This is a genomic window from Flavobacterium sp. (assembly GCF_036405015.1).
Classification (GTDB): domain Bacteria; phylum Bacteroidota; class Bacteroidia; order Flavobacteriales; family Flavobacteriaceae; genus Flavobacterium.
Genome location: NZ_DASWYK010000088.1, coordinates 1 through 14,524 on the forward strand (window position 1 = coordinate 1; position 14,524 = coordinate 14,524).

At 33.5% G+C, this 14,524-nt stretch carries 10 protein-coding genes; 1 reads left to right on the forward strand and 9 read right to left on the reverse strand.

The annotated features are described in order from the left end of the window. Positions 1-452, forward strand: a 452-nt coding sequence (locus tag VGE71_RS07125) for a hypothetical protein (RefSeq protein WP_331137703.1), incomplete at its 5' end; no start/stop codon positions are given. 78 nt (positions 453-530) lie between these two features. Here the strand turns inward: VGE71_RS07125 and VGE71_RS07130 are convergent. From VGE71_RS07130 to VGE71_RS07170, 9 genes are all read right to left on the reverse strand, one after another. Beyond that, the gene (locus VGE71_RS07130) at positions 531-929 is read right to left on the reverse strand and encodes a hypothetical protein (protein ID WP_331137704.1); all 399 of its coding nucleotides are present in this window, start codon (positions 927-929) and stop codon (positions 531-533) included. A gap of 48 nt (positions 930-977) precedes the next feature. Next, complete coding sequence (locus VGE71_RS07135) at positions 978-1,226, reverse strand: hypothetical protein (RefSeq protein ID WP_331137705.1); 249 nt, start codon at positions 1,224-1,226, stop codon at positions 978-980. Positions 1,227-1,461: 235 nt separating this feature from the next. After that, positions 1,462-4,275 carry a M16 family metallopeptidase gene (locus VGE71_RS07140; RefSeq protein ID WP_331137706.1) on the reverse strand — a complete coding sequence of 938 codons (2,814 nt, stop codon included), beginning with the start codon at positions 4,273-4,275 and terminating at the stop codon, positions 1,462-1,464. 12 nt (positions 4,276-4,287) lie between these two features. After that, positions 4,288-6,549 carry a Gldg family protein gene (locus tag VGE71_RS07145; protein ID WP_331137707.1) on the reverse strand — a complete coding sequence of 754 codons (2,262 nt, stop codon included), beginning with the start codon at positions 6,547-6,549 and terminating at the stop codon, positions 4,288-4,290. 11 nt (positions 6,550-6,560) lie between these two features. Beyond that, positions 6,561-7,508, reverse strand: coding sequence for an ABC transporter ATP-binding protein (locus tag VGE71_RS07150; RefSeq protein WP_331137708.1), 948 nt, complete (start codon positions 7,506-7,508; stop codon positions 6,561-6,563). Between the two features lie 59 nt (positions 7,509-7,567). Then, a complete protein-coding gene (locus VGE71_RS07155; protein WP_331137709.1) occupies positions 7,568-8,944 on the reverse strand; it encodes a RagB/SusD family nutrient uptake outer membrane protein in 1,377 nt (458 codons plus the stop codon). Between the two features lie 12 nt (positions 8,945-8,956). Continuing rightward, entirely contained in the window at positions 8,957-12,346 is a 3,390-nt protein-coding gene (locus tag VGE71_RS07160; protein ID WP_331137710.1) for a TonB-dependent receptor, read from the reverse strand. A 178-nt stretch (positions 12,347-12,524) separates the two neighbouring features. After that, positions 12,525-13,568 (reverse strand): FecR family protein, encoded by a 1,044-nt coding sequence (locus VGE71_RS07165; RefSeq protein WP_331137711.1) that lies wholly within the window; start codon positions 13,566-13,568, stop codon positions 12,525-12,527. A gap of 220 nt (positions 13,569-13,788) precedes the next feature. Further along, positions 13,789-14,376, reverse strand: coding sequence for an RNA polymerase sigma factor (locus tag VGE71_RS07170; protein WP_331137712.1), 588 nt, complete (start codon positions 14,374-14,376; stop codon positions 13,789-13,791). Between the last annotated feature and the right edge of the window lie 148 nt (positions 14,377-14,524).

Consider the following 14,524-nt stretch of genomic DNA (forward strand, 5'->3'; position numbering starts at 1 on the left):
TAAAAAATCTAACTATGAGATTACCTAAAGAAATTATTAACGGATTTTTGATATTTGCAGGAATTGCCTTGTTCTTTCTTTTGATGGAACTTTTAAATCTCTCCAATTTATTTTATTTAAGACTTTTGAATGTTCTTTTTATTCTATATGGTGTAAACAGAACTTTAAAAATGAATCTTGCTGAAGGTAAAGTTGGTTTTCTTCCTAATGCAATATCTGCTATAATTACTTCATTTACAGCTGTTGTAATAAGTATTGTAGCACTTCTAATGTATAGCTATGCGAAAGGTGGTGATAATTATGTGAAATCATTGTCATCGGCTTTTATGTTTGGCGGAGAACCTTCCGTTCCAGCATATTGTCTTTCCTTATTCTTTGAAGGAACGGCATCATGTATCATTGTAACACTTTTATTGATGTTATATTGGAACAATAAATATGCAGCTGACTAAAAAAAGTAGGAAATAAAATAAATCCCCAAAAGAAATGATCTCACTTCTTTTGGGGATTTATTTTAAATGTATCTATTCTTAATAATCATCATCTTCGTCTTCATCAGGTTTGGTTTCATCCAAAGTTCTTCTGTTGGCATCATTATCGAAATCATCATCTTCATCTTCATCTTCATCTTCATCTTCATCTTCATCTTCGTCTTTTAGATCTTCATCTAAATCTTGCGCTATAGAAGCGTTTTTTTGGAAGAAAGGGTCAGAAGTATCATTTTCGTCCTTATGAGTAGCAGACTCTCCATCTTCATTTTCATAATATTCAGGCGTATGTTTGTGTCTATTGGACTCGTTCTCATGCTGATTAATAGCAGGATCTTTTTTTTCCATAAGTTCTGAATTGATCGAATCGCTGGCTGAATGATCTGCCGCGTGATAAGTAAGATCTTCCTGATCGTAGTTATCATAATTTTCTCTTGACATAATAGTTAATTTTAATTTGTTAATCTTGATTCTTAAAAAGTTAAAGGCTTATATTTTATCCAGTTTTGACGGATCTGTCGCCTCATCGATACTTTTTCCTTCAGTGTTTCTGTTCTTATTTTCATTGTCTCTCTTTTCCTTAATTTCATCGTCTTTTTCAGAATAGTCATTTAACCGACCAGCTTCTCCCGTACTTCCAGCAGGCTGCATACTACCTGATCCGCTATAAGAACTATTTGCGTTTTGGTTTGTATTTTCCTCGTTACTGTTTCCTGAGTTTTGTTTATCATTTTCCATAATTATAAATATTGAGTAATTCTTCACTAAAGTAACAAGACTGACTTTCAGAGTTTTATATTATTACACTGCGTTTTTATATAATATGTTAGGTTTTAGGGTATAATGGTTTAGGAATGGAATAATTAGGAATTGAAATTTTATAAATTGAAGAATTAAAACTTATAAAAAACAAAAAAGGCTGCCTCCAAGACAACCTTTAATGACTAATAAAATAAAAATGTATCCTAAAGTTTTACTTTCCTGATTGACTTTCAGGGTTCATAATAACTTCAACGCTACTTGAACTATCCAAAACGTGCTTACTAAACTGCTGAATAGTTTTCTGATTAATTTTAGAAATTAAACTTTTATATTCTTCATCCGAAGAAAACGGAATCTGATTTAAACTGTAATTATATAAAGTTGTAGCCCAGAAAGAGTTTGTTTTAAGTGACTCTTCTCTGTTTTTCAACAACGCTTTTTTGATGTCTTCTAAATCATTTGCATTGACTGGATTTGATTTTAAATCGTTTATTTCTTTCCAGACAATTTGCATTAATTTTTCTTGTTTATCAGGATTGCAATCAAAAGTCAAAGCAAGGCTAAAAGTAGGTTTTGGAATAATTTCTAGATTACCGCCAACATTTACGCCATAACTGCCACCTTCTTCTTCTCTAATAGTTTGAAGAAAACGTTTCGATAATAATTCGCCAATGATGTACATTGTCATGGCATTTTCTTTGGTATATTCTGTTTTTCCAGTCAAATTCAAGTAAACAGTGCTTTTGGCAACTTCCATCGGACGATTGAAATGCACCACTGTTTTTCCTTTTTTAGGTGCAATATTATGATCTACAAAAGTCTCTTTTAAAGCAGGATTTGATTTTAAATTACCGATGTATTTCTGAATCATTTCTAAAGCATTTTCAGGAATATTTCCAACAAAGACAAAAGTGAAATCTGATGCATTTTTAATTCTGTCTCTGTAAATAGCTTCTGCTTTTTGTAAATCGATATTTTCTAGAAATTTGTCATTAAAAATAAAAGTCCTCGGATTATTGTTTGAATTGGCTAAATCAACAGCATCTTTAAACGCATTATCATTATCTTTTTTGATCGTTTCCAAACGGTTTTTATACTGTTCTTTTAAGATATTGAAAATATTCGGGTCAAAACGAGGCGCTTCTACAGAAAGGTAAAGCAATTGCAACATGGTTTCGAAATCGGCTTTATTAGAACTTCCTTGAAATCCTTGTGTATTTTGACTAATAAACGGAGCAGATTGTGCTATTTTTCCCGTCAGTTTTTCTTTTAAACCCATATTGTCAAAATTGCCCAAACCAGATGATCTCGCAAGAACTGTAGCAATTTCAGCAGAAGCCAAATCTTCAGTTTTAATTAAAGATTTACCTCCTTTAGCAAAAGCGGTAAGGACAATCTGATCTTGAGAATAAGTCGTAGGCAATACAATTACATTGGCACCATTTTCTAAAGTATAACCTTTTGCTGCAGCAATTCCTGGAATTTCAAATGTCTTTTTGATTGGCGCAGGTTTTAATTCCTTAGCAATTAAAGGCTCATTATTTTCCTTTTTGTTGTAAGGTTCCAAAGTCTTGTTTTCTACTTTTTTCATTATCTGAACAAGTGTATCTTTGGTTGGGAAATTGGCTTTGTCTTCTTCAGAACCAGTTACCAAAAGTACTTGATTGGTTGGTTTCTGAATGGTTTTTACATAAGCATTCAATTCTTCTAAAGAGATGCTTTTTATAATGCCCACAATCAGTTTATAATCGTCATCAGCAGAAAGAAATGGTTTTGCTTTCAAGAAATAGTTCGTCAATTTTTCCGACCAGCTATCGTTATCAACTTTATCTTTATTGCTAAGAAAATCGTCATAAGAACTGATAAAAAGTTTTTTGGTTCTATCAAGTTCTGCCTGCACAGCTCCAAAGCGTTTTAAACGTTCTGTTTCAGTATATGCTTCTTCGAATGCTTCAAGATTTTTTCCTTTTTTCGGTCCAGCCGAAATATTAAAGGATGTATTTAATCTTGAAATTGGTTCAAAATAAGCGTTAAAACCTAAAGCACTGCTTTGATTTTTTAAAATCAATTCTTTAAAACGATTGTTTAGAATACTGGTGTAAAAAGAATTCATCACATTTTTTCGAGTCACAATACTGTCTTTTACCAAAGGTTCGTCCAACACATATTTCAATGTAATTGTGGTTGAAGAAGCTTCCTTATCAGAGGCAGTTCCAAAATACAGTTCGTCGTGTTTCGGGATTGCTTCGTAGTTTCTTGGAGCTGTTTTTTTTGCTAACGGAATTCCAGAAAAAATAGTTTTTACTTTCTCTTCCATTGCTTTTACGTCAATGTCTCCCACAATGATTACAGCCTGTAAATCGGGTCTGTACCATTTTTTGTAATAGTTTCTCAGTTCAGGATATTTGAAGTTATTGATGATATTTAAATCACCAATAACATCTCTTTTGCTGTATTTTGAACCTTTGTACAAAACCTGATCCGTCTGCATCTTTAAACGGAAATCGCTTGTACGGCGCGTTCTCCATTCTTCTCTGATAACACCTCTTTCGGCATCAATTTCTTCATTAGTCAAAGAAAGAGAACCAGACCAATCGTGTAAAACCCAAAGCGTAGAATCGATTAGTTTTTCGTTTGTCACAGGAACAGTGCTGATGTTGTACACTGTTTCGTCTTGAGCTGTATAAGCGTTGATATCTTTACCGAAACTTACACCATTTTTTTCTAACATTTTAATGATTCCTTTTCCTTTAAAATGTTCCGTTCCGTTAAAAGCCATATGTTCTAAGAAATGCGCCAATCCGTTTTGATTGTCGTCTTCTAGAATAGCACCAACGTTCTGAACAAAATAAAAACTGGCTCTGTCTTTTGGTTCTTCGTTATGCAGAATATAATACGTTAAACCGTTTTTCAATTTTCCAGTGGTAACGTTTTTATCTAGCGGAATTGTGGTTTTGAACTGCGAAAATGCGCCTTGAAAAGACAAGGCCATTACCGCAATGATGATATTTTTTTTAGTATTCATTTGTTTTGAGTTTTATCTTCTATTTCTTCTAATAAGTATAAAAGCACCACTTAGTATAATCAACAATGGGAAGATTCCAATAAATAAGATTTTGTCAATGAAAACTTGATTGGAAGTAATCGTGATTTTATTGTCGATTTTTTGAGGACGAGTTGTATCAATTGGAAATTGGTAATTACTGAACCAACTGAAAATATCAGTTACAAATTGGAATGTTCCAGAACCACCGCGGCTTAATTCGGCATTGCCCATAAAATCAGCATCTCCGGCAACAATTATTTTTTGCGTTTTGCCATTGATGTTTCTTGTTAATGCTGTTACCAACGGAATTTCTTTTGAAGACGGCTGTTTTTTCAAATCTTCTGAAATAGAAGTAATTCCTGCCTGAGATTCCCAAACTGGATGATTATTAGTTTTTAAAAGAGGTGTAACTTTAAATCCTGCATCTTTTACAGCTGTAATACCGCTGCTTCCTAAAAACGGAATGGGGTTATTGATTTTACTTAATTTGATTACAGTAGAATCAACATTTTTTTGAAGCTCGGTTACTAGGAAATCAGGCGAATTTGTTTCACTTTCCTGAACTAAAGTCTGTTTTGTAAATCCGATGCCCAATTTATCTGTAATAGAAGCCAAAGCCGAATTCGTTTCTGGTTCTGCCAAAAGCATTAAATTTTTGCCTTGATCAATGTACTTGTTAATACGGTCAACAGCACCTTGACTTAATTGTGTTTTAGGGTCAGCAATAATTAAAATAGCAGTTTCAGAAGGGATATTCTGCGCATTGATATCAACAGAAGAAACATCAAATCCTTGATTGATTAAAGAGTTTCTAAATGTTATTTCGTTAAATCCTGTCTTATAATTTTTATCTCCGTTTTTATCAATACTGCGTTCCATGTTTCCAGTTGCAAATACAATTTTTACAGGATTGGAAACTAAGCGCTTTAATGAAGCTGAAATTTCTTTTTCAAATGGCACTTTAAACAAGTCATCAAACATTCTTAGGTAAGTCTTTTTCCCGTTGTATTCGACAGTTCTGACTACTCTGTTTTGTTCAGGCCCTAGATCGATGATTTTTTTGATTTCTGCAGGAGAATATAATTTTTTAAGTTTCATATCCTGAGACTCAACCATTTTTTCAGCAAGCTGTTTGTCGTTTAATCCTGGGTTTTGGGCATACAAAGCCTCATTTGTTGAAGTATCATAATAATAAACATACTCCATTTCTATTTGAGGCAAAAATCGGGTATATTTTGAAAAACTAGCAATATCTGAATTTTGAGCATACGGCATTGCGACAAAATAGTTGATATCCAATAAGTTCACATAAGTGGTTATTTTAACTGGTCCTTCTATTTTATCGACAATATCTAAACTGCTTTTTGTTAAAGTATTGTCTTTATTACGAGTCATATCCTGATAAAAAGTAAGAGGAGCTCTTGAGGTAATATAACCCAATGACAATACAACAGTTATTAATAAAGCATATTTTAAAACTCTTTTTGAAAGACTCTGTGCATCTCTTCCTGTTTGGAGTTTATAGATGCTAAGCACAATAAACAAAGCACTTACCAAAATAAAATAAAATACATCTTTAGAAATAATTAAACCTTCAAGCATTTCATTTGCACGTCCTGCAATAGATAAGAAATACGTGATATCTTTTACGATTTCTACATCTTGCCAAAGTTTACCAATAAAGTTTAATCCCGCCAAAACTACTAGAGTACTAATTGCGGCCACAACTTGATAAGAGGTAAGACACGACATAAAAAGTCCGATTGCGGCATAAGTGCAAACCAATAAATACAAACCAATTAGTCCTGAAATAACGAATTTAACATCAAGGTTTTCAATCGAGAATCCAGCGATAATCACCTGAATTCCGAGTATGGCAACAAACAGCAAACAATAAGCGGCAATGGCTAAATATTTACCTAAAACAATTTCTTTGATTTTTATTGGAGAAGAAAGTAAGAGTTTAATGGAGCCGCTGTTAATTTCACGGCTCACTAAACCCATTGTCAATAGTGGAACATATAAATATAGGTAATTCTGCATTTCAGTATAAAGACCACTGAATCCCGAAAATATAACCTGCGACAAGTTGTCCATTTCCTGACCTATTTTTTGTGCTTTTTCAAAACGTTCAATAGAATCAAAGAATTTCCAGCTCGACTGGATTGAAAATATGACTAAAACAACCCATGCAACAGGTGAGTAGAACATCGTGTTGAGTTCTGTTTTAGCAATTCTGTATATTGTTTTCATTTGTTTATTTTTTAAGAAAGAATAGCGTTTTTAGATGGGGCTTTTTTAGATAATTGGGCAAAGATTTCGTCTAATGAAACTTTTTCAAATTGAATTTCACGAAGTTTCCAGTTGTTGTAAACACTAACTGATACAATTTTTTCAGCAATTTCCTGTGTACCACTGAAAGTAATCTGTACTTTTTTAGGAGTTAGGTAAACCGCTTCTGTGATTTCCGAAATTTCTTTGAATGCCTCAACAGCTGGCGGATTTTCAAAACTAGCTGTTAGTTTATCGGCTTCGATATAATTATTAAAAGCATCCAAAGTATCTGCAAAAACCATGTGACCATTTTCAATCATTCTGATATCCTGGCAAGTTGCCTGAACTTCAGAAAGAATATGTGAAGAAAATATCACAGCTTTGTCTTGGGCTATTTTCTTAATTAAATTTCTAACCTCTAAAATCTGATTGGGATCTAATCCGTTTGTTGGTTCATCAAGAACTACCAATTTTGGTTCATGAATGATAGCCTGCGCGATTCCAACACGCTGTCTGTAACCTCCTGATAAGTTTTTGATTAAGCGGTGGCTGAAATGCGAAATACCACATTTTTCCTTTGCTTTTTCTACCGCATTTCTTAGGTTTTCTTTTGGTACCAATCGCAATTGGGCACAGTGAATCAAATATTCATCTACTGTTAAATCAAGGTGAAGTGGTGGAGTTTGAGGCAAAAAACCAATTAATTTTTTGGCTTCAACCGGATTTTCTTTCAGGTTAATTCCGTCGATAAATATATTACCATGCGTTTGATTTAAAACCCCGCAAAGAATATTCATGGTAGTAGATTTTCCGGCTCCATTTGATCCTAGAAGCCCTAGAATCCTGTTTTCTTTGATTTCAAAACTAATATTTTGTATTGCCCAATCCTTACTGTATTGATGCGACAAGTCCTCAACTCTTACAATTGTTGTTTCCATAGTGTTTTTTAAAAGCGCAGGAATGTTTTTAATTCACATTCCTGCGTTATTTTTAGTATTTAGTATCCTGAATTTTGTTTTAAGAAAGGATTCGAACGAAGCGCCGTTTCCGGAATTGGATATAAAGCATCTGTAGAAGCCCAGATTTTATCTGTTAAAACAGAAAGAGTTGCGTCTATTTTGCCAGTTCTTTTAAGATCTAACCATCTATGGCCGTTTTCTGCAAAAAATTCACGTTGTCTCTCTAGAGCAATTAAATCCAGAAGCTGAGTCTGATTTGTTAAAGTAGTATTGCCCAATAAAGCTCTGTTTCTAATCACATTAATATCTTGCTGAGCACCAGTAATATCATTAGATTGTACTCTGGCTTCAGCTCGGATTAAAAATAATTCAGCCAATCGAAGCACTGTTGAGCGTTCAATAGGAGAAGAACCAAATCTGTTTTTATATTTAGTTGGCGCAACACCAGAAAGGTTACCCTGTGTGCCTGTAATATTTCGGGTCCAGTTTATTTTTCTAGCATCATCCGTTTCAAACAAAGTACTTCCGTTTCTCAGTAAAAATGTTGCTGTGTTTGCATTTACAAAAACAGAAGATCCTTCGTAAGTATATTGTACATTGAAATATGGAATTTGTAAAATAGATTCGTTATTATCTGCAATAAAAGGACTATTTGTAGCAGACAAACCCGTAATCATATTGTAAGTCGCAGTTTCGTTGATTACAGCAGTTGCGTGGTTAGCAGCTTCGTTCCATCTTCCTAAATAAAGATTTACTCTAGCCAATAAAGTTTCAGAAGCCCATTTTGTTGCTCTAATTCTTTCGTTATCATAATTATCATAATTTGTTGGAAGATCTTGAGAAGCTTCTGTCAAATCTTTAATAATTTGTGTATATACAACATCTTGAGGAGATTGTGGAAGCAAAGCTGATACATCTATATTAGTTGTCAATACCAAAGGCACATTTCCCCAAATATTAGTTAAATAAAAATAAGAGTAAGCTCTAAGGAATTTAGCTTCAGCTATCCATTGTCTGCTTTTGGCTGGAGTAAGCGAAGTACTTTTGGTAATTCCTTCAATAACATTGTTTGCATTATAAATGGTTTTATACAATTCTGTCCACATACTGCCCACTGTTCCGTCAGTTTCAACAAGTTCATTAGTATTAGCAGTATTGGTTAAGCCGCTCGCCAATATAAGTTCGTCTGAAGTTTGTCCAAGAATACTATGAATGTGATTATAGTAAAAACCAGCCACCATACTTTGGTAAATTCCATTTACAGCTGCTTCTGTTGTGGCATCTGAGGCATAAACTGTTTCTGATGATAACTGGTTGCTCGGAAGATCTACTTCAAGAGCACTGTCACAGCTTGTTAATCCCAGTAAAATTGAAAACGAAAATGCAGCGATATATTTAGTTGAAATATTTTTCATGATTTTTTAGATTTAAAATGTAAACTGAGTTCCAAATGTGATTGTACGCAATGGAGGCAGAGCCAAACCTTGTGTTTCTGGATCAAGTCCTTTGTAGCTGGTAATGGTTAATAAATTTTGCCCTTGAAGAGAGACACGTACAGCTTGTAAGTATTTTTTCGTAGTTTCACTCAACGGAATCTGGTACGAAGCACTAACATTTTTTAATTTGATATAAGAGGCATCTGTCATAACAGCATTTGAACCGATGTAGTTAAAATAGCTGTTTTGGTAACCTGAACTCAGAACATTTCCTTTTGCTAAATAATCATTGAATTCATCCACTTGAAAATTAGCAGTTCCATAAGGATATCCTGGTTGCGTTCCTGTAGAAGCCATTAAAGTGGTACCTTCTTGTTTTACGAACTGAAATAAAAAGTCAAGAGTAAAAGCTTTATAGCTTATAGTATTAGAGATACCACCATAATATTTTGGATAGTTTGGCCCATAATATTTTCTGTCTCCTCTGCCAGTTTCTGCAAATCCACTAGAGATTCTTCCATCTCCATTTGCATCTTCAAATTGAGCAACTCCGTTTGCATTAACGCCTGTGAAATTATATAAAAAGCGAGATCCCAAAGGTTTTCCAACCACATATTGAGAGTAATAGCTAGTAAATTCTATTCCAGGAAATGAAACCAGTTTATTGGAGTTGGTAGAGATATTAAATGAAGTTGACCAGCCGAAGTTTTTAGTACGAATGTTGGTTGTTCCTAAAGTAAATTCCCATCCTTTGTTTTCAACTTCAGCAGGTAAATTTGCTGTATAAGTTGTAAATCCTGCTTGCGGACTAAGTGTATAGTTCACCAACTGATTGCTTGAAGTATTTCTATAATAAGCAGCACTGAAAGAAATACGATCGTTGTTGAAACTTAAGTCAAGCGCAGCCTCAAATTTTCTTGTCAATCCCCATTTGATATTCGGGTTTGCAATTCTAGATGCTGTCATAGAAGGATTTCCGTTTCCATAAGTACGAGTGTCAAAAGTGTCGGCATATTGATAATCTCCAATTTCGTCACTTCCTATTTCTCCATAACTTGAACGAAGTTTTCCAAAACTTAATATTGGAATATTTTTCATGAAATTTTCTTGAGTGAAAACCCATGCCGCTCCAATTGAGCCAAAGTTTCCGAAACGATTATTGGCACCAAAACGAGAAGAACCATCTCTTCTAAAATTTAGATTTAAGATGTATTTGTTCTCAATATTATAGTTAACTCTACTAAAAATAGAAATGTATTTATATTCTACAGAGCCATTGTTTGCCGTAACATTTTCTGCGGTAGCTAAATTACCAATCAGATTGTCTGAGCTGTAACCACTCGAATACACATAAGCAGGCATTTCGGATTTTCTATTTTGCCAAGAACTTCCAACAAGTGCCGTAAAGTTTCCTTTCCATAATGATGTGGTATAATTCAATTGAGGTTCAACCGTAAAATTATTAGTGTTATTGGTTGAAGTAACGTAAGATCTTTGGAAGTTCATAGTTCCGCCACCAGCTTCAGTATAAACATGATTACTTGCAGATCCTGGCATGAATTGTTTGGTTTGCATCTGCGCTCTTCCGTATCCTAAATCGGTTTTAAAAGAAAAACCTTTTGCAATTTCATATTGAAGACTTAAACTTGTAATCAAGTTAAGTCCTTTATCATCAACTCTTTTTCCTAAAGCAGCAAGCGGATTGATATCGCTGAAATAATCAGGAGACCAATAATAACTTCCGTCTGCATTGTATAAAGGGCGGTTAGGTGCAGTGCTAATAGCGTAATTAGTAATATCAAAAAAAGGAAGTTTGTTATTATCTGTAGCAAAAATTATCGATGCACCTATTTTTAATTTATTATCTAGCGTACTATGATTAACATTAAAGTTGGTTGAAAATTTATCATAACTAAAATCTCCAGGAACAACTGTCGTTTCTTTATGATAAGCACCGCTTAAAAGAAAATTGGTTGTTTCATTTCCTCCTTTTAAAGAAGCGGAGTAATTATTAAAATTAGCAGTGCCACCAATTAATTTTTTCTGCCAATCTGTGTAAGCATTAGGATCCCAGTCTGTAAGCGCAATTCCATTACTGAAATTAGAAGCTGTATCGCCATTGTTGTCTAATGCAGTTTGCAGCATATTAAGATAAGCAGGAGTATCTAATGTTTTAATCATATGGGCTACTTCAGAAACCCCTGAATTGGTAGTAATTGTAAATTCAGTTTTTCCAGATTTTCCTTTTTTAGTGGTGATCAATACAACACCATTTGCTCCCCTTGAACCGTAAATAGCAGTTGCGTCTGCATCTTTTAGAATTTCAATACTTTGAATATCATTCGGATTAATGATGTTTAAAGGGCTTGTCGATTTTTGAGCTCCTCTAATTACATTATCATCTTGCACTTGTTGTTTGATATCATCACCAATGTAAGGAACTCCATCGACGATATACAATGGAAGGTTATTTCCAGCAATAAAGTTTCTTCCTCGAATACTAATATTCATATCACTTCCTGCATATCCAGAAGTCTGCGTTACAAATACACCCGGAGTTCTTCCTTGAAGCGTTTGCAAAATATTGGTTACAGGCTGTTTTTCAATATCTTCAGCTGTAATTTTAACTACCGATCCTGTAGAAGTTCTTTTAGTCGTGGTTCCATAACCAATAACTACAATCTCGTCAAGTTTAGCTAAATCGGGTTGCATTTTTACCGTTAACGAAGTCTTATCTTCAACAACAATATCCTGTGTTTTATATCCTAAATAAGAGAATCTTAACGTATGTTTACCTGATGGTAAATGAATGTAAAATCGCCCGTCAAAATCTGATATACCTTGCTTGTTACTTCCTACAAGTAACACGCTAACCCCAGGAAGTGGTTGGCCATTTTCATCAACAATTTTTCCTTCAAGGACATAATCTGCATCTTCGTTCTCTGTTTTAGAGGTTGTTGTGACAGCTTTCGGTTGTTCTTTTTTATAGATTATGACATTTTTGTCAACTTGTTTGAAGACGAGGTTAGTGCCTTCAAATACATTGTTTAAAATATCACTTACAGTTCGGCGTCCGCGAGGTGTGGTTACTTTTGGAAAATCCTTTATAATCTGCGGTTGGTAGGCAAATAATAATCCCGTTCTATTTTCTATGGTTTTAAACAGCGTTTTGATATCTTGGTTATGAAGTTCAATATCAACAGATATAGACTCCAGATTCTGGCCGCTCATTTCGGTAGCAAAGATCATATGAGTACCGCAGGTCAGTAAGAAAATGTGGAATAAACTGATTCGCATAATCATAATGGTTTTTTTTGACAAATGAAAAAAAGACGAATTCTTTTCACTGTCAAACATGGTTGTTTTACAGCGTAATTTCATAAATTTGCTTGTTTTTTAATGGTTACTGGATTAATTGTTAAAAATCTTGGCCATCTGGTGTAGGAGCTGGATGGCTTTTTTAATTTGGTTTTTGGTTAATTTTTCTGTTTTTAAAGGTTAATATTTCATTTAAAAAGCGTTCTAAGTAGGAGGTTAGTCCGCTTTTGTCTTTTCATTTTTACTCACAGCCTTTTCCATCAATTACGATAGAACCAGCTTTATTGTATCGGTATTCTGTTTCAATAACACTACAGATTACTTTTAGAACATGATCTAAATCTTCTTCATTTAAGAAACTAGCTGTGATACGGCAGTTCTTAATTTTATCATTGGCAATAAGAATCGAAACTTTATATTTCTGAGAAATTAAAGAAACCGCTTCAGCCATATTTATGTCATCCAAAATCAGGTAATTGCTTTTCCATTCTGTTACAACAGCAGCGCTTACTGTATTTTGTTGATAATTTAAAGTAGTTTTATCGACTTTAATCTGCTGATTTGGAGTAATGACACCGTAAATTTTTTCGGTATCTCCAACCTGAACTTTACCTCGTGCCACTGTAACTTCAATATTGTTGGAAGAATTTTGAGCATTGATGTTAAAAGCCGTTCCCAAAACCTTAGTTTGTACTTTTCCAGTATGCACAATAAAAGGTTTTTCTTTATTGTGTTTAATATCAAAAAAAGCTTCACCAACCAGAGTTACTTCACGGGTATTTTTGTCAAAAGAATCCTGATCGTATTTTAAACTACTGTCATCGTTTAATAAAACGGTACTTCCATCGGGAAGACGTACTAATTGTTTTCCACTAAAATCTACTAAAGTGCTTGCTACAACAACATCTTGTTTAACTTCTGGAGTTGTAAAAGACGGTTTTTGTTGAAAGAACATTGAATTTCCAACTGCAATAAGAACTGCAACACTTGCAGCAACTAAAACAGTTTGCAGAATTTTTTTTCTGTTTCTTTTCTTCGGGTTTAAAGGCAGAACTTTAGTTTCTGTTGATGGTTTAGATAAAATGTATTGAAGAATATCGTCTCCTTGTTTTTTATCCATTATTTCAGTAACATCATCTTTTTCCAACAGATTCTGAATTTTTTCTTTTAGAAAATCATCATAAGCACCCTGCTGAATTATTTCCATCATTTGCTGCTGTTCTGCTTCAGATAATTTATTCTGCAGATAGCCTTCAAATAATTCTTCGAACTTTTTTTGCGACATTTTTTCGTAGATTAGATTAGTACTTTTTGGTTAATGATAGATTTTTTTTTTTTTTTTTTTTTTCAGCCCTTCTAATTTTTTAGGGTAAAGCCATGTTTATATTGGCCCTTTTATATAAAGACCATTTAAAAAAGGGGAGGGAGTAGTCGAAAGTGAAAAAAAATGTAAAAAAAATGTAAAAAAAATAAAACGAGGCTTTTTTGAAAGAAAAACCTTTAGACTATAATTTAAAAAATAGAAGAAGTGACATAAACATATTCATATACGGAGAAATCTTTATGCGAATAAATTTTAAAGCCTGAGCCATATGTTTTTTTACGGTCTCTGTAGAAATTCCTAAATCTTCGCCAATTTTCTGATGACTCAAACCGTCTCTTTTGGCCATTTGATACACTTTTTGCTGCTGTGGCGGAAGTTGTTCTACTATCTGATTTAAAATCGTATTGTATTGTTCGTCTTTGATGGTAATATCGGTGTCGATTAAACCAGTATCATTCAGATTGATTTCAGATATAATAGAAGTTTCCCTTGCAATTTTCTTGATCGAGTTGAACAAATGATTTCGGGAAATAATAAAGATATAGTTCTCAAAATTAGCTATTTCTGCTAAAGTTTCTCGGTTCTGCCAGATTTTTAAAAAGATATCTTGAACCGCTTCTTCGGCTAAAATTTTTGATTTAGTGATTTTTAAAGCAGTAGAATAAACTATGTTTTTGTATTTGTTGTAGATGGTTGTAAATGCAAGCTCGCTCCCCTGAGATAACTCAAGAAGAAGTTTTTGTTCTGTGGTATTAGAATTTTGAGACATGCTTTTTGGTAACAATCTATTCAGCAATATTATTTATTTTTTTTTAATCTTAGATTATTTATCGTAAACATGCCTATAAAAATATTGTTTTAATAGTTTATCATTAAAATAATAAATAATTGTAAAAATAAATAACACTCTTTTGCAT